The following is a 16,551-nucleotide window of genomic DNA, read 5'->3' as shown; positions in this document are numbered from 1 at the left end:
TGCCAGGCAGCTATCGGGGGCAAGCCCCCTCCCACCGTTGAGTGTCAGTCAAGAGCGTGATTAAACCCCCATAAACACGCGCTATCACTGGTGCAGGCCCGGAATAATCGGCACACTCCAGCGGGCTCACGGACAAGGAAGCGTCACCTCCCATGATTTCGATCTATCAGCTCAAACCGCGGTTTCAAAACCTGCTGCGTCCCCTCGTGCAGCGCCTCTACGACAACGGCACCACCGCCAACCAGATCACCGTGCTGGCCGGTGTTATTTCACTGCTGGTCGGCCTGTTGATCGCCGGCTTTGCCCAACACTTGTGGCTGTTTGCGTTGATCCCGCTGTGGATGATCCTGCGCATGGCGCTCAATGCCATCGACGGCATGCTCGCGCGGGAATTCGGCCAGCAGTCGCGCCTGGGTGCGTACCTCAATGAACTGTGCGACGTGATCGCCGACAGCGCGCTGATCCTGCCGTTTGCCCTGATCCCCGGCGTCAGCCTGGCGCCGGTATTGCTGGTGGCGTTGCTGGCGGTGTTCAGCGAATACGCCGGCGTGCTGGGCCCGATGGTCGGTGCATCGCGCCGCTACGACGGGCCGATGGGCAAAAGCGACCGGGCCTTTGTGCTGGGCGTGTTGGCCACCGGTGTGGCGCTCGGCTGGTTGGGGGCCGTTTGGGTCGACACGGTGATGTGGCTGGTCGCCGCGCTGCTGGCCTACACCCTGGTTAACCGTGTGCGCCAAGGCATTAAAGAAGCTCAAACCACCTCCCCTTCTGCATAAAGGATTCTGCGATGCGCGAACAGCAAGAGCACACCTTCAGTACCCATGATGGCGTCGAGCTTTTCTATCGGCACTGGCCGGCCACCGCCCCAGCGGGCGGCGAGCCGCGTAAGGCAATCGTGTTGTTCCATCGCGGCCATGAGCATTCGGGGCGTATCGCGCATTTGGTCGACGAACTCGACTTGCCTCAGTTCGACTTCTTCGCCTGGGACGCCCGTGGCCATGGTCAGTCACCCGGCGAACGCGGCGACAGCCCCAGTTTTGCTACCAGTGCTCGCGATGTGCAGACCTTTTGCGACCATATCGGCGTCACCTACGGCATCGAGCAAGAGAACTTCGCCGTGGTCGCCCAAAGTGTCGGCGCGGTGATCGCTGCCACCTGGGTACATGATTACGCGCCGAAAATCCGCGCGCTGGTGCTCGCCTCTCCGGCGTTCAAGGTCAAGCTGTATGTGCCGTTCGCGCGGCCGGGCCTGGCCTTGATGCGCAAGTTTCGCGGCAACTTTTTCGTCAACAGCTATGTGAAGGCCAAGTTCCTCAGCCACGACCCGGAGCGCGTGGCGTCCTACGACAGCGACCCGCTGATCACCAAGGCGATTTCGGTCAACGTACTGCTGGGCCTGTACGAAGCTGCCGACCGAGTAGTAGCCGACGCCCAGGCGATCCAGGTGCCGACTCAGTTGCTGGTGTCTGGCGCCGACTTCGTGGTGCACCGCAAACCCCAGCAGCAGTTTTTCGACCGCCTCGGCAGCCTGAAAAAAGAACTGCATATCCTCCCCGGTTTCTTTCACGACACCCTCGGCGAACGCGACCGCGCGGTGGCGGTGAGCAGCGCACGGCGGTTTATTCTGCAGAACTTCACCCAACCGCTGGACCGCGCTTCGCTGCTGGACGCCGACAAACTGGGCGCCACCTGCGCCGAGTCCGAAGCCCTCGCCGCACCGCTGCCGCGCAACTCCCTGCGTGACCTGTACTGGCGCATGACCCGCGCCAGCATGGGCCTGGGCAAGAACCTGTCCGAAGGGGTCAAACTGGGCTTCGACACCGGTTTCGACTCGGGCAGCACCCTGGATTACGTATACCGCAACACCCCCACCGGCAAAGGCGCCCTGGGGCGGATGATCGACACCAATTACCTCAACTCCATCGGCTGGCGCGGCATTCGCCAACGCAAGTTGAACGTCGAAGAACTGCTGCGCCTGGCCATGGCCAGGTTGCGCGATGAACAGCGCGCGGTGCGCATCGTCGACATCGCCGCCGGCCATGGCCGTTACATTCTGGAGGCGTTGCAAGGGGTGACACCGCTGCCGGAATCAATCCTGCTGCGCGACTACAGCGACATCAATGTGCGCGACGGTGGCGCGCTGATCCGCGAAAAGGGCCTGGGGGATATCGCGCAGTTCGTCAAAGGCGACGCGTTTGACCGCCAGGATTTGGCGGCGCTGGACCCCAAGCCGACCCTGGCGGTGGTGTCCGGGCTGTACGAATTGTTCGCCGATAACGCCATGGTCGGCGGCTCGCTGGCAGGCTTGGCCGAGGCGGTGGAGCCTGGCGGTTATCTGGTCTACACCAGCCAGCCATGGCACCCGCAGCTGGAGCTGATCGCCCGCGCGCTGACCAGCCATCGCCAGGGTCAGGCCTGGGTCATGCGTCGGCGCAGCCAGGCGGAAATGGACCAGCTGGTGGAAGCCGCCGGTTTCCGCAAAATTACCCAGCGCGTGGATGAGTGGGGCATTTTCACCGTGTCCCTGGCCCAGAAGATCTGATCATGCGCGAACCCGGCCTGTTAAAGCCTGCCGTTCTGTGGCTGCTACTGTTGGCACCGCTGTTTTTCAGCACCTACGGCTTTGCCACCTGGGTCACCAGCCAGCGCAGCGATGTCGGCACACTGGTGTTCGATTGGGAAAGCCATATGCCTTTTTGGGCCTGGACCATCGTGCCCTACTGGTCCATTGACCTGCTGTATGGCTTCTCCCTGCTGCTGCCCAACAGCCGCCATGAATTGAAACAACACGCCCTGCGCTTGCTGTCCGCCCAGGTCATCGCTGTCAGCTGCTTTTTGATCTGGCCGCTGCGCTTCACCTTCGAGCGGCCCGAACTGGACGGCGTATTCGGCTGGTTGTTTGCCGTACTGGCGGGCTTCGACAAACCCTTCAACCAGGCGCCCTCGCTGCATATCGCGCTGCTGGTGATTCTGTGGGTGATGTACCAGCGGCACGCTCAAGGCGTGTGGCGCTGGGTGGTACATGGCTGGTTTGCCTTGATCGGTATTTCCGTACTGACTACTTATCAACATCACTTTATCGACTTACCCACAGGCGCCCTTGCCGGCTGGCTGTGCGTGTGGTTGTGGCCGGTGGAGCACCCGAGCCCGCTGCTGAATGCCCACCTGGCCCGCGACCCTAAGCGCTGGCATTTAGGGTTGCGCTACGGGCTGATGGCCGTGGCCCTGGCAATACTGGCATTGGCGTTTGGCGGCGGCTGGTTATGGCTGCTGTGGCCGGCGGTGTCGCTGGGGTTGGTCAGTACGAACTATTGCGTGCTGGGCGCTGCCGGTTTTCAAAAACGCAGCGATGGTCGACTGACGCCAGCCGCTCGCTGGCTGTACGCCCCTTACCTGGCCGGGGCGTGGATAAATTCGCGGCTATGGACACGCAAACATCCCCAGCCGGATCTGATTGTGGATAACGTCTGGCTCGGGCGAATTCCCACAACTGGCGAGCAAACTTCCTTCAACGCCATCGTCGATCTATGCGCAGAGTTACCGATTCATCCACAGGGCCGTGCCTATCAGTGCATTCCGGTGTTGGACCTGACCACGCCCACACCCGCCGAATGCCTGCAAGCGGCCCAGGCCATCGAGCGTTTGCACGACGACGGCCCATTGCTGGTGTGCTGCGCCCTGGGTTATTCGCGCAGCGCCACCGCCGTCGCCGCCTGGTTGCTAAACAGCGGGCGCGCCGCAACGGTGGATGAGGCGCTGGCTATGATTCGTACAGCGCGGGCCGAAGTGGTCCTGCATCCTGCTCACCGTTTAGCCCTGGAGGGTTTGCCCCATGCCCGCTGATATGGAACTCCAGATCGTCGCCAGCCTGCTGCGCCGCGGCCGCTCGCTGGATCAGTTATCCACAGGCCTTACGCTGGTCGGTGTATTGTTCGGCCTCGCTCAGTTGCTGATGGCCAGCGTGTCGCCGATCTGCCTGTTGCTCAGCCTGTGGATGATTATTCTTGGCTTGCTGCAAAAGTATTGGGCGCTGCGCGTGGCCTTCGATGCAGACCTGTTTGCGTTGCTGGCCCGCGACACCGAACGCACCGCCGACCTCGACCAAGCACTGCAAAGCCTTGGCCTGCAATCGGCCAAGCGCGCCGGCCGGCCTTGGGCCGAGCGCCGTCGCGGCGCCCTCAAACTGCTGCGCAAACAAGCCTGGTTGCTAGGCGCGCAAGCCCTGCTGACCCTGGCCGTGATCCTCGCCAGCCCTTGGCTGCCTTTTGCCGGATAAGGAATTCCCATGTTCGAACCTGTGGTTGCCACGCTGATTACCTCCATGGCCCGCACCGTCACCGGCGCCCGCAGCCTGTGGCTGGGTTGCGCGCCGGTGCCGGTGCAACGTATCTACTTCGCCAACCACAGCAGCCACGGCGACTTTGTGCTGCTGTGGGCCTCGCTGCCGCAAAATCTGCGCGCATTCACGCGGCCCGTGGCCGGTAGCGACTACTGGAACAAGAGCGCCCTGCGTCGCTACATCATCAACCGCGTATTCAATGGCGTGCTGATTGATCGGGAGCGCAAAGAGCCTGTGGATAACCCTTTGCAGCCAATGCTCGATGCCCTTGAGGGCGGCGATTCACTGATCATTTTTCCCGAAGGCACGCGCAATCTGGAAGACGGACTGCTGCCATTCAAAAGCGGCCTCTACCACCTGGCAAAAAGTTACCCACAGGCCGAACTGGTGCCGGTGTGGATAGCCAACCTCAACCGGGTCATGCCCAAGGGCCGCGTTCTGCCGCTGCCGCTGCTGTGTACCACCAGCTTCGGCGCACCGCTGCACCTGGAGGACGGCGAAGACAAAGCCACGTTCCTCGCCCGTACCCGCGATGCCTTGCTCGCCCTCGCCCCGGAGCATTTCTGATATGCCTAGCCAAACCCTGATGTTGTTCGGCGGGATCGGCGCGATCCTGGTGCTGGCGTCGTTGATCGGGCTGATCCTCAAACTGCGCACCCGTGGCACGCCAAACGCGGTGATCGACAACCTCAACGCACGCATCAATGCCTGGTGGGTGATGGTGGTGGTGATCGGCATTGCCTTCTGGCTCGGCACCGGCGCGGTGATCCTGTTGTTCTACGCCGTGTCGTTCTATGCCCTGCGCGAATTCCTGACCCTCACGCCCACCCGACGCAGCGACTACCCCGCGCTGGTGGCCGCGTTCTACCTGGCGCTGCCGCTGCAATACCTGCTGATTTACTCGGACTGGTACGGCTTGTTCTCGATCTTTATCCCGGTGTACGTGTTCCTGCTGCTGCCGATCCTCGCGTCCCTGGGCGGCGACAGTACGCACTTTCTGGAGCGCGCGTCGAAAGTGCAGTGGGGGCTGATGATCGCGGTGTTCTGCGTGTCGTTCGTGCCAGCGCTATTGACCCTCGACATTCCCGGCTACGAAGGCCGCAACTTGCTGCTGATCGCCTACCTGGTGATCGTGGTGCAACTGTCGGACGTGCTGCAGTACGTGTGCGGCAAGTTATTCGGCAAACGTAAGATCGCGCCCAACCTGTCGCCGTCCAAAACCGTGGAAGGCTTCGTCGGCGGGATTCTGCTGTCCTCCCTGATCGGCGCGGCGTTGTGGTGGACCACGCCGTTCAACCCGTGGCAGTCATTCCTGATCGCCTTGCTGATCAATCTGCTCGGCTTCGCCGGCGGGATTGTGATGTCGGCGATCAAACGCGACCGGGGGGTGAAGGACTGGGGGCATATGATCGAAGGTCATGGCGGTATGCTGGATCGGCTGGATTCGGTGTGCTTTGCGGCGCCGATTTTCTTTCATCTGGTGCGCTACTGGTGGACCTGACATCACCGCACTTAAACAGCTAATGATCAAAAAGTGGGAGGGGTAAAACCCTCCCACTTTTTGTTACAAAGACCCGTGTAAGATACGCCGCACTCAGCCAGGGATGCTCACCATGTTCGATTCGCTTAAAGCCATCAGCCGCCGTGTTGTGGGCGTGTTTCTGACTCTGGTGGGGGCCGTGTTTGGCCAGTGGCATCCGCCGCGCTGGCTGCGTGCTATTGGCCATGGCCTGGCGAATCTGGGCCACAAGGCGCGTGCTTATCCACGCCAAGCCGGTGCCGGGGTTTTGGGCCTGATGCTGCTGGCGGCCATGGGCTTTTATGGCTGGCAGTGGTATTCCAACTTGCCGCAGCCGCACACCGTGGGCTACTCGCTGCACAAACCTAATTTGACCGACTACACACAGCCATCCCCCGTTGTGGATAACTTGCAGGTGCGTTTTGCCGAATCGGTGGCCCCGTTGGCGGCCATCGGCAAAACGGTGAGCGAAGGCATCAGCCTCAAACCTGCCGTGGCCGGCACCTGGCGCTGGGCCGATGGCCACACCTTGTTGTTCGTACCGGAGAAAGACTGGCCTGTAGACGCGGGTTACACCCTGGACTTGGCCAAGAAAAATCTGCTGGCCGATGGCGTATTGCTCAGCCAATACAGCAGCCAGTTTTCCACCCAGCCCTTCCGCGCCACCTTGGCGCAAAACGAGCTGTATCAAGACCCGTCCAACCCGACGCTAAAACAGCTGGTAGCCACCTTCCATTTTTCCCACCCGGTAGATGAAGACAGCCTACGTAAGCGCGTGTCGGTCATCCTCGGCAAAGGCCTGGCGTACCGTGATGCGCAGCTGCCCAATCGCCCGGAAATCACCTTCGACGAGCACAAACTCAACGCCTATGTGCGCTCCGCCGCACTGGCCACGCCGCTGGAAAGCACGCCCGTCAGTGCCAAGTTGGATGAAGGCATCAAGGCCCGCGACGGTGGCAACGCCAGCACTGCACCACTGATAGCGGAAGTGACCGTGCCCGGGCGTTATCGCCTGACGTTTACCGGTGCCGAAGTAAGCTTTGTGGATAACGCACGCGGCGAGCCGGAGCCGGTGCTGATGTTCAGCAGTTCCAGCGCCGTAGCCGATGACACCATCGCCGGTAAGGTGCAGGCCTGGCTGTTGCCGGAAAAAGCCGAGGACGATACCCGTCCCTACACCACCGTCGACATCGACGATGCCCTGCTCGCCCGTAGCACCAAAGTCAGCCTCACCCACGTGCCCAGCGTGGAACCGCTGAACACCCTGCACGCGTTCAAGTTCAAGGCCCCGGCCGGCCGGGCCCTTTATGTGCGCGTACCCGCCAATTTGGAAGCTATCGGCGGCTACTTGGCGAAAAATCCCACGGCGTCCCTGATAAGCATGCCGGCGTATCCGCGCACGTTGCAGTTTCTGTCCGACGGCGCGTTGCTCAGCCTCAACGGCGAAAAGCGCTTGGGCTTCATGGCCCGTGGCGTGCCCGGCGCCCATGTGGAAATTGCGCGCCTGCTGCCTAATCAGCTGCAGCACCTGGTGGATCAGAGCAGCGGCAGCTTCGCCCGCCCCAATTTCGGTAACGAGTACTTCGATCGCATGGTCGAGCGTCAGGCACTGGACATTCCCCTGTCGTCCAACGACCCGGCCAAAACCGTCTACGACAATGTGGACCTGAGCCACTACCTCACCGCCAACGGCGGCCGGCGCGGTATTTTTGTACTTAAGCTCAGCCCCCAGGATGAACAGGCCGAACGCACCTTCGACTATGACCGCAGCGGCACCCGCGACCTGCGGTTTATCGTGGTGACCGACCTGGGCATCATCGCCAAACGTTCCAGCGATGGCAGCCACGATGTGTATGTGCAATCCATCGGCAACGGTTCTCCGGTGGCCGATGCGCAAGTCGACATCATTGGTCGCAACGGCCTGCCGGTCGCCAGTGGCCATTCGGATGCCGAAGGCCACGCGCATTTCGCCAAGCTCGATGAACTGCGCCGTGAGAAAACGCCGCTGATGTATGTGGTCACTCGCGGCAATGACCAGTCCTTCCTGCCCATTGCCCGTCAGTCCCAACAACTGGATTTATCGCGTTTTGATGTAGGCGGCTTGGAAGAAGACGGTGCGATCGATCGCCTCAGCGCTTACCTGTTCACCGACCGCGGCCTGTACCGGCCCGGCGAAACCGCGCACCTGGGCATGATCGTGCGCAGTGGTAACTGGAAAGGCGCCCTGCAAGGCTTGCCGGTGGAACTGCAAATCACCGATCCACGCGGCCTGGAAGTGATCCGCCAGCCGCTGAAGCTGTCCGCCAGCGGTTTTGAGAGTTTTGATTTCCCCAGCAGCGAAGTCGCCCCCGCCGGGGATTACACCGCAACTCTGCAGCTGATCGGCCAGAAACAGACGCGCACCGACCTGGGCAGCGTCAACTTCAAGGTGCGTGACTTCGAACCGGACCGCATGAAAGTCAGCCTGAGCCTGCACGACACCCCGGTGGCGGGTTGGATTGCGCCGGACCAAGTGGTGGCCAAGGTCACTGCCATGCACCTGTTCGGCGCGCCGGCGGCGGACCGTCGCGTCACCGGCAAGATGTCCCTGAGCCCGACGCTCGCGGCCTTTGATCGCTACCCCGATTACCGCTTCCGTCTTAACGACTCTCTGGAAGACGCAAGCACCGAAGACCTCGCCGAAAGCACACTCGACGACAACGGCCAAGCCGTGCTCGACCTAAACCTGCAACGTTTCGCCAACAGCACTTACCGCCTGCAAGTGATGACCCAGGTGTATGAAGCCGAGGGCGGTCGCAATGTGGCAGCGCAGAGTGCCTTGCTGGTGTCGTCCGCGCCCTACTTGGTAGGTGTGAAAAGTCAGGATTCGCTGTCGTACGTTGCCAAGGATGCGCCGCGCCAGGTGCAATGGCTGGCGGTGGCACCGGACCTCACGCCGCTGGCGGTAGATGGCCTGACCAGCGAAGTGGTCGAGCACCGCTATGTCTCGGTGCTGGTGAAACAATCCAACGGTACCTACAAGTACGAGTCGCGCATCAAGAACACCAGCCAGCCGGCCTCACCGCTGGCGATGACCAAGGACGGCGCCACACAGACGTTGAACACCGCGACACCGGGCGACTTCACCCTGCAAGTCAAGGACGCCAACGGCAACCTGCTCAACCAGATCGACTACAGCGTCGCTGGCCATGGCAATACCTCACGCTCTCTGGAGCGCAACGCCGAACTGCAATTGCGCCTGGATAAACGCAGCTATGCCACTGGTGACGAGATCGCTATCAGCCTGCGGGCGCCGTACACCGGGGCGGGTCTGATCACCATCGAACGCGACAAGGTCTACACCCAGCAGTGGTTCAAGGCCGACAGCACCACCAGCGTGCAACATATCCGCGTACCTGCGGGCCTTGAGGGCAATGCCTACGTTAACGTGCAGTTCGTACGCGATATGGGCTCGCCGGAGGTGTACATGAGCCCGTTGTCCTACGGGGTGGTGCCGTTCAGCATCAACCTGGATGCACGGCGCATGGCGTTGAAAGTGGAAGGCCCGGCGAAGATCGAGCCGGGGCAGACATTGGACATCAAAGTCAGTACCGATCGGCCGGGCCGTGCAGTGGTGTACGCGGTGGACGAAGGCATCTTGCAGGTGGCGCGCTATCAGACGCCGGACCCGCTGGGGTTCTTCTTCCAGAAGCGCGCGTTGGAGGTCGGCACCAGTCAGATCCTTGACCTGATCCTGCCGGAATTCAGCCGGCTGCTCAGTGGCGCGGCGCCCGGTGGCGATACGGAAGGCGCCCTGGCCAATCATCTCAACCCGTTCAAGCGCAAACACCAGCCACCAGTGGCCTGGTGGTCCGGCCTGGTGGATTTGCCGGCCGGTGAAACCGTGCTGCACTACCAGGTGCCGGACAGCTTCAACGGCAAGTTGCACCTGTTTGCGGTAGCGGTGGACAGCGACAGCGTTGGCGTCAGCGAAGCCAACACCGAAGTGCGCGGCCCCATCGTGATCACGCCAAACGTACCCGCCTTCGTGGCGCCGGGTGACGTGTTCAATGTCAGCGCCGGGGTGTTCAGCAACCTCGACGCCGCGGCGGACGTGAAGTTTGAACTGCAAACCAGCACCGGTCTGGTGGTACAGGGTGACAAGGGCAGCACGTTGTCCCTGCAACCGCGCAAGGAAGGCACCGCCGAATTCAAGATCAAGGTCGGCGAAACCCTGGGTTCGGCAGACCTGCGCTTTGTCGCGGTGCTGCCGGACGGCAAACGTATTCAAGTGGCCGAAACCACGTCGATCCGTCCTCTGAGCGAGCATCGCGTGGCCCTGAGCCTGGGTCGCTTCGACAGCGCCAGCAAAGAACTGAAACCGACCCGCGAACTGTTCGGCCAACTGCGCGACGTGCAACTGGGCGTGGCTGCTTCGCCGCTGGTATGGGCCAACGGCCTCAAGCATTACTTGGATGACTACGGCTATGCCTGCACCGAGCAATTGGTGTCCAAGGCCATGCCGGCGTTGATTTGGGGCGGCACGGCACCGGAGGCCGAGCAAGCCTTCGGCAGTGCGGTACGCATGCTGCGCCAGCGCCAGAACCAGGCCGGTGGCTTCGGTTTGTGGGCTGCCAACCCCGATGTGGCGCCGTACGCCAGCCTATACGCCACCGACTTCCTGATCGAAGCCAAGGAGCGCGGGCTGCCGGTACCGGAAGACCTGTTGGTTCGCTCGAATGCTTATCTGACAGACCTGGCCAATGGTCCTAGCGAGGGCCTGTCGGAATTGCGCAATCGCGCCTACGCCAGTTACCTCTTGAGCCGTCAGGGGATTCTGGTCAGCGGCGCCTTGAGCGATATCCGCGAACGTTACGAAAGCTACTTCAAAGACACCTGGCAGAACGACCTGGGCGCAGCTTACTTGGCCGCCAGCTACAAGTTGCTCAAACAGGATCGTCAGGCCGATGCCTTGTTCCGCAAAATCCCATGGCGCGCCCTTGTGGATAAGTGGGACAGCGACGGCCTTTATTACGACCCGCTGGTACACGATGCTGAACACCTGCACCTGCTGGCCCGGCACTTCCCGCAAATGCTGGACGACGTACCGACAGCGTTGCTGGATAAACTCGGCAAGCGCCTCAACGAACAGCGCTACAACTCGCTGTCGGCCGCCCTGCTGCTGCGCGCCCTGGACAACTACGGCCAGCGGGCGCAAAGCGACATGACCCTCAAGGCCAGCGCCTGGTTGAGCGACAAGCAGCAACAACTGTTGGAGATGGCCGGCCAGCCGCCGCGCGCTGCCGTGCCGGCGGCCACGAAGAAGCTGGTGATGGAGAAGTCCGACGGCCCGGCGGCGTTTTACATGCTCAGCGAAGCCGGTTTCGACAAGGGTGCCAAGCTCAAGCCAATCAACAATGGCCTGGAAATCATCCACGAGTACCTCGATCTCAAGGGCGAGCCCGTAAGCAAGGTGGCCGTGGGCGATGAATTCTTGGTGCGCCTGCGTCTGCGTGCCACTGACCGCGACCAAGTGCAGCAAGTGGCGGTGGTCGATCTGCTGCCTGGCGGCGTCGAGCCTGTGTATAACTTGCCGCCGGAGCCGGAAGCGGCGAGCACTGAGGAAAGTGAAGGCGAAGGTGACGACGCCGAGTACGTGGAAACCAGTGAAGACAGCCAAGAGGCGGACACGTGGCAAGCCCCCATCGGCGAAACCGAGCTGAGTAACTGGCAGCCGGATTATGTGGACGTACGCGATGATCGAGTGGTGTTGTACGGCACTGCGCTGCGTGACGCAGGCACCTTCGTGTACCGCGTGCGCGCCACCAACGCGGGGACCTTCAATACCCCGCCGGCCTACGCCGAAGGCATGTACGAAACCACCCTGCAAGGGCGCGGCAAAGTAGGCCAGCTTGAAATTACCAAGCCTTAAGCGCCTGACGCCGCTGCTCGCAGCGGCGGTGGTGCTGGCGGGGCTGCGCCTGTGGCCCCATGCCCCGCTGGAACGGGCCGTTACTTCATCACGGGTGGTGCTGGCCGACGACGGCGCGCTACTGCGCATGACCTTGGCGGATGACGGCCAATACCGTCTATGGCTACCGCTGGAGCGGATATCGCCTTCATTGATCGAAGCCTTATTGCTCAAGGAGGATCGCAACTTCTACTGGCACCCGGGGATCAATCCCCCGGCATTGCTGCGCGCGGCCCTTGCTACCTACAGTGGCGGCCAGCGCCAGGGTGGGTCGACCCTGAGCATGCAACTGGCGCGGCGCCTGTGGGACCTGAACACTCGCCAGGTACCGGGCAAGTTGCAGCAGATGGCCTTGGCGCTGTGGCTGGAGGCGCGCTACAGCAAGCACGACATCCTTGAGGCCTACCTCAACCTGGCGCCCATGGGCGGCAATATCGAGGGGGCCGAGGCGGCCAGTCGTATCTACTTCGGTAAATCGGCAGCGCAGTTGTCACTATCCGAAGCGCTGGCGCTGGCGGTGATTCCGCAGCAACCGGGGCGGCGTGCGCGTTTCGGGCCGTCGCTGCAAAACGCACGGCTGCGCTTGATGGCCGACTGGCGCGAGACTTATCCACAAGACCCGCGCAACGACAGTCTGCTCGACCTGCCGCTGGAGGCGCGCAATCGCCAGCAGATCCCGTTTCTGGCGCCGCACCTGAGCGAACAGCTGCTGGCCTCCGAGACCGGCACGCAAATCAACAGCACCCTCAACCTGCCGCTCCAGCAATTGCTGGAACGTCTGATCAGCGGTTTTATCGCCGAGCGCCGCAGCACCGGCGTGGAAAACGCCACGGCCATCCTGATCGACAGCCGCGACCAGAGCGTCAAGGCGCTGGTGGGCTCGGCGGATTACTTATCCACAGGCATCCACGGCCAGGTCAATGGCGTGTTGTCCCGACGCTCGCCGGGGTCGACGCTCAAGCCGTTTCTATACGGGCTGGCGCTGGACCAAGGGATTATCCATCCCATGAGTATCCTCAAGGATTTGCCCAGTAACTTCGGCTACTTCCAGCCGGAAAATTTCGACGGCAGTTTTGTCGGCCCGCTGACGGCGCGGGATGCTTTGATCCGTAGTCGCAATATCCCGGCGGTGTGGCTGGCCAGCCAGGTCAAGTCGCCGTCGTTGTATGGTTTGCTGCAACGCGCCGGCATCAAAGGCCTGCGCGATGAGAGCCATTACGGCCTGGCCCTCGCCCTTGGCGGCGGCGAAATGACTCCGGAAGAGTTGGCGCGGCTGTACGTGATGCTAGCGGGCGACGGGCATCTGCGGGCGTTGCGCTATGTGCAGGAACAAGCGCCATCCACAGGGGCGCAATTGCTCACCCCTCAGGCCGCCTTCATGGTGCGCGATATGCTGCGCCGCAACCCGCGTCCGGATGGCCTGCCCGCGCGCCATTGGCGCACCGCATGGAAAACCGGCACGTCCTGGGGCTTTCATGATGCGTGGAGCGCCGGCCTGGTGGGTCCGTATGTGTTGGTGGTGTGGGTAGGTAACTTCGACGGGCGCCCGAACCCGGCGTTTATCGGCGCCAAGACCGCCGCGCCGCTGTTCTTCCGTATCGCCGACGCCTTGCCCCTGGCCTTGCCCAACGTGGTGATCAAACCCGACAAACCGCCCGCCGGGCTGGTACGCATCGACGTCTGCGCCGCCTCCGGCGAACTGCCCAACCGCTGGTGCCCGCAAACCCGCAAGACCTGGTACATCCCAGGCGTCTCACCGATTCGCGTGTCCAACCTGCACCGCCCGGTACTTATCGACACTCGCACCGGCAAAGCCGCTTGCCCACCGTTCGAGGCGCAATACACCCGCGAGGAAGTCTTCGAATTCTGGCCCAGCGACGTACAACGCCTGTACCGCGCCGCCGGCCTGCCGCGCCGCACACCGCCCAACGTGATGAAGAACTGCCAGCCCAACCGCATCAGCGACCAGAGCGAAGCGCCGCAGATTCGTTCGCCGTTGACCCAAGTGAGTTACCAACTGCGCCTGTCCCAGCCCCAGGAAAGCATCCCGCTGAACGCGAACGCGGCCAGCGACGCGGTGACCCTGTACTGGTTTGCTGACCAAACGTTGATCGGCCAGGGCCCGCCACAGGCCACGCTGAATTGGCGACCGGGAAAGTCGGGGGATTATCGGTTGCGGGTCAGTGACGATCAGGGCCGCAGTGCGAGTCGGGGCTTGCGGGTGGAGTTTGTGCCTTAGGCATGCCGCTTGTTCTCAACAACCTCTACGTAGCTGGACTCCCCTCCTCCCACAGCCCCCGACAACCAACCCCATACAAAACTCAGGATAGTACGCCCGGTCTGATCCACACCCACCGTGCCCCGCGACCAACCGGACAGCAGTTCACCGTCCAGTGTCAGACAATGAAAAAGCAGCTCGATGGTATCGACTCCGGTTACGCGTCCGACTTGCATGCCTAGGCGAATTCGACCGCCCTTGTAGGTGCTGGAAATAGCGTCACCCTCAACAAGGTAGTGAAACACCGTGCCGGCACCGGATAGCCCGTGGGTATTGTTGGTGACCGCAAATCGACGATTGTGCAAACGCTCGCCAAGTTGGGAAAAGGTTGGTGTCATCTGCGTCGCGTCCTTGCATAGGCGCCTGGTGACCCAGAATGTGGTTACCAACAACATAGTTTGACACAGCCCCTCAAGTAAACCGGGGGCTGTAGGATGATCCGGGATCCACACAACAGCAACATAGATTGACACAGGCGCGTCACATTTCAAATACGGTGCTCGATTGGTAACAACATAGATTGACACAACAGCGTCGGCGTTCATTCATGCCGAAACGCTATGTGAGCGCGACTTGGCACTTACCCGTTTGGAATAGAGTTTTTCAGCACAGGCTTAGTGCGGTGTCTAAATCTGTGCGCAACCTTCGGCCGGCCCCCATCAGCACGTAAACGGTGTTTTTTGTTAGAAACAAGCAGTCGTGGATGTAGGAAACACCCAGTGTCGTTTTGACCCAATCACCAGATGCGAAGCGGCCTTTACTGTCTTGGATAACGGTCGAAGCGTAAACGAGAGCAGGAATTAGCTCTCTATCCGTAATGGCTTTCCGCTGACTTGTTGTGACGGCGAGATCCAATATCGCCCAATCAGTAACAAGACAATAGGCACGGGAAGGGAAATGCAGGCGGGCGAGCGCTACAGCATCTGGGGTGGTGAGTTCGCATCCGTCTATTTTCTCACCATCAGAAAGCACTGAAATATAATCTGCCAAATTCATGACTACCTCCTGCCGATCAAAAAACCGATTCGAACGAGAAGCTCAAAATGACATGCCCTCCGACACTTGAATCAGCATTTCTTCGACTAGATGTGTGCCAAAGGTTGTAGCGACCATCGATGACGGACTTTCTCCCAAAAAGCGGGCTTTGGGTTTGGATAGCCATTGTTTGGCCTTAACTTTGTCACCGAAGATCACCTCGGCCATGGCGGTTATATGTACAAACCGGAAAAGGCGATCGCTCTCAGGCAGCGTTAAAAGATGATTGGCTGACAATCTTGTTTTTAGGGTTTTGGGGTGAATGATTCTGTCGCGCTCTTCGTCGCTTAAGGTTCCATCATCACAAAGCATTTTGATCAGGCTGACCGAGAAGCCAGCTACTATCATGTCGTGAATGTCCAGATCCGAGGCATTGACAGAGATATGAAGAAGCCTCTCCAGACGCATGCGATATGCATGATAGGCATCCTGACGCAGGACGCCAGAAACCATGGGCCGCACTGATGTTGCGTTGTGCACGGGCGTTAGCACTAATGTGCCATTCGCTACCGTTAGCTCCAGGTCGTCCCCAATACCTAACCTCATTTGGTCAAGCAACTCTTGAGGCAGATCGATGATGATGTCGCCAGTGCCGTCCTTAGTTTTTTGGCACTTGACTATCCAACGCTCGTTTTCACTCATGATCGTCCGGCCCTCATCCGCCATCAGAATGACACACATCATTATGCTTGGGCGCAGAGCTGACCAAAGGAATCGGCGATCCGCTGACCGACAGGCACTGCCGCTGCTCGAACGCCGGATAGCGAGTGAAAGGGCAAAAATGGGTCAACGGCAATACCTGCCTTTCCACCTTCACATGGCTAAGCCTGAGCGTGATCAGGTAACTACACGAAAGGATATGACATGCACCCTGATGAGCTTTATGTTTCCGTCGATGTCGAGACGTCTGGGCCTATACCAGGCGAATACAGTCTGCTTTCCATTGGAGCGTGTCTTGTAGCCCAACCTGAAACGTCCATCTATCTTGAACTACGACCTGACAGTCCGAAACACGACCCCGAAGCGCTGGCAGTATCGGGGCTGAGTTTGGAGAAGCTGGAGCGCGATGGCCTCGCTCCGCAACAGGCGATGCTGGCATTTGATAAGTGGCTGAAATCGTCCTGCAAAACGGGGCAAAAGGTCATTTTCGTAGGACTCAATGCACCGTTTGACTGGTCATTCGTCAACTATTACTTCCACAAATACTTGGATACCAACCCCTTTGGTTTTACCGCTATCGACATGAAGGCCTACTTCATGGGAGCTGTAGGTTGCAGCTGGCAGGAAACAAAATCATCCAAGATGACCGCTGCGCTGAAGCCACTCAGCGAACCGAACCATAACGCATTGGATGATGCTCGCTTTCAGGCAGAGCTCTTCGCGCTGATGCTGGCGGGTAAAGGTAACCGCTGACGTGCCTCCCATGGCAC

12 protein-coding genes are annotated in these 16,551 nt (G+C 60.8%); 9 read left to right on the top strand and 3 right to left on the bottom strand.

The features are described 5' to 3' along the window. The first annotated feature begins 152 nt into the window (after nucleotides 1–152). From ACFZPT_RS00895 to pbpC, 8 genes are all read left to right on the top strand, one after another. Entirely contained in the window at nucleotides 153–776 is a 624-nt protein-coding gene (locus tag ACFZPT_RS00895; protein ID WP_034101577.1) for a CDP-alcohol phosphatidyltransferase family protein, read from the top strand. A gap of 11 nt (nucleotides 777–787) precedes the next feature. Continuing rightward, the gene (locus tag ACFZPT_RS00890) at nucleotides 788–2,542 is read left to right on the top strand and encodes a bifunctional alpha/beta hydrolase/class I SAM-dependent methyltransferase (RefSeq protein ID WP_099312956.1); all 1,755 of its coding nucleotides are present in this window, start codon (nucleotides 788–790) and stop codon (nucleotides 2,540–2,542) included. 2 nt (nucleotides 2,543–2,544) lie between these two features. Further along, nucleotides 2,545–3,843, top strand: a complete 1,299-nt coding sequence (locus ACFZPT_RS00885; protein ID WP_034101579.1) for a phosphatase PAP2/dual specificity phosphatase family protein — start codon at nucleotides 2,545–2,547, stop codon at nucleotides 3,841–3,843. Next, a complete protein-coding gene (locus ACFZPT_RS00880) occupies nucleotides 3,833–4,276 on the top strand; it encodes a hypothetical protein (protein ID WP_040266648.1) in 444 nt (147 codons plus the stop codon). Before ACFZPT_RS00885 ends, ACFZPT_RS00880 begins: the two co-directional genes overlap by 11 nt. A gap of 9 nt (nucleotides 4,277–4,285) precedes the next feature. Continuing rightward, complete coding sequence (locus ACFZPT_RS00875) at nucleotides 4,286–4,906, top strand: 1-acyl-sn-glycerol-3-phosphate acyltransferase (RefSeq protein WP_034101581.1); 621 nt, start codon at nucleotides 4,286–4,288, stop codon at nucleotides 4,904–4,906. Nucleotide 4,907: 1 nt separating this feature from the next. Next, nucleotides 4,908–5,840, top strand: coding sequence for a phosphatidate cytidylyltransferase (locus ACFZPT_RS00870; RefSeq protein WP_034101582.1), 933 nt, complete (start codon nucleotides 4,908–4,910; stop codon nucleotides 5,838–5,840). Between the two features lie 112 nt (nucleotides 5,841–5,952). Continuing rightward, complete coding sequence (locus ACFZPT_RS00865; protein WP_099312957.1) at nucleotides 5,953–11,769, top strand: alpha-2-macroglobulin; 5,817 nt, start codon at nucleotides 5,953–5,955, stop codon at nucleotides 11,767–11,769. Beyond that, nucleotides 11,750–14,047, top strand: coding sequence for a penicillin-binding protein 1C (gene pbpC / locus ACFZPT_RS00860; RefSeq protein WP_099312958.1), 2,298 nt, complete (start codon nucleotides 11,750–11,752; stop codon nucleotides 14,045–14,047). The genes ACFZPT_RS00865 and pbpC overlap by 20 nt, the downstream gene beginning before the upstream one ends. On the opposite strand, the gene ACFZPT_RS00855 is transcribed toward pbpC, so the two are convergent. From ACFZPT_RS00855 to ACFZPT_RS00845, 3 genes are all read right to left on the bottom strand, one after another. After that, the gene (locus ACFZPT_RS00855) at nucleotides 14,044–14,424 is read right to left on the bottom strand and encodes a hypothetical protein (RefSeq protein ID WP_034115504.1); all 381 of its coding nucleotides are present in this window, start codon (nucleotides 14,422–14,424) and stop codon (nucleotides 14,044–14,046) included. The two genes, pbpC and ACFZPT_RS00855, sit on opposite strands and share 4 nt — an antisense overlap. 265 nt (nucleotides 14,425–14,689) lie before the next feature. Next, entirely contained in the window at nucleotides 14,690–15,082 is a 393-nt protein-coding gene (locus ACFZPT_RS00850; RefSeq protein WP_024014887.1) for a DUF6957 family protein, read from the bottom strand. Between the two features lie 42 nt (nucleotides 15,083–15,124). Continuing rightward, a complete protein-coding gene (locus ACFZPT_RS00845; RefSeq protein WP_230383555.1) occupies nucleotides 15,125–15,763 on the bottom strand; it encodes an antitoxin Xre/MbcA/ParS toxin-binding domain-containing protein in 639 nt (212 codons plus the stop codon). Between the two features lie 222 nt (nucleotides 15,764–15,985). On the opposite strand from ACFZPT_RS00845, the gene ACFZPT_RS00840 reads away from it, so the two are divergent. Continuing rightward, nucleotides 15,986–16,534, top strand: coding sequence for a 3'-5' exonuclease (locus ACFZPT_RS00840; RefSeq protein ID WP_024014889.1), 549 nt, complete (start codon nucleotides 15,986–15,988; stop codon nucleotides 16,532–16,534). Nucleotides 16,535–16,551: the final 17 nt, after the last annotated feature.

The organism is Pseudomonas sp. MD330_10 (genome assembly GCF_042610415.1).
Classification (GTDB): Bacteria; Pseudomonadota; Gammaproteobacteria; order Pseudomonadales; family Pseudomonadaceae; genus Aquipseudomonas; species Aquipseudomonas rhodesiae.
This window is presented reverse-complemented; position numbering and strand designations above follow the sequence as displayed.

Coding starts and splice junctions, on each gene's coding strand:
- ACFZPT_RS00870 (WP_034101582.1), top strand. CDS start 4,908: ATGCCTAGCCAAACCCTGATGTTGTTCGGCGGGATCGGCGCGATCCTG.
- ACFZPT_RS00845 (WP_230383555.1), bottom strand. CDS start 15,763: ATGAGTGAAAACGAGCGTTGGATAGTCAAGTGCCAAAAAACTAAGGAC.
- ACFZPT_RS00840 (WP_024014889.1), top strand. CDS start 15,986: ATGCACCCTGATGAGCTTTATGTTTCCGTCGATGTCGAGACGTCTGGG.
- ACFZPT_RS00855 (WP_034115504.1), bottom strand. CDS start 14,424: ATGACACCAACCTTTTCCCAACTTGGCGAGCGTTTGCACAATCGTCGA.
- ACFZPT_RS00890 (WP_099312956.1), top strand. CDS start 788: ATGCGCGAACAGCAAGAGCACACCTTCAGTACCCATGATGGCGTCGAG.
- ACFZPT_RS00850 (WP_024014887.1), bottom strand. CDS start 15,082: ATGAATTTGGCAGATTATATTTCAGTGCTTTCTGATGGTGAGAAAATA.
- ACFZPT_RS00865 (WP_099312957.1), top strand. CDS start 5,953: ATGTTCGATTCGCTTAAAGCCATCAGCCGCCGTGTTGTGGGCGTGTTT.
- ACFZPT_RS00895 (WP_034101577.1), top strand. CDS start 153: ATGATTTCGATCTATCAGCTCAAACCGCGGTTTCAAAACCTGCTGCGT.
- ACFZPT_RS00885 (WP_034101579.1), top strand. CDS start 2,545: ATGCGCGAACCCGGCCTGTTAAAGCCTGCCGTTCTGTGGCTGCTACTG.
- ACFZPT_RS00880 (WP_040266648.1), top strand. CDS start 3,833: ATGCCCGCTGATATGGAACTCCAGATCGTCGCCAGCCTGCTGCGCCGC.
- ACFZPT_RS00875 (WP_034101581.1), top strand. CDS start 4,286: ATGTTCGAACCTGTGGTTGCCACGCTGATTACCTCCATGGCCCGCACC.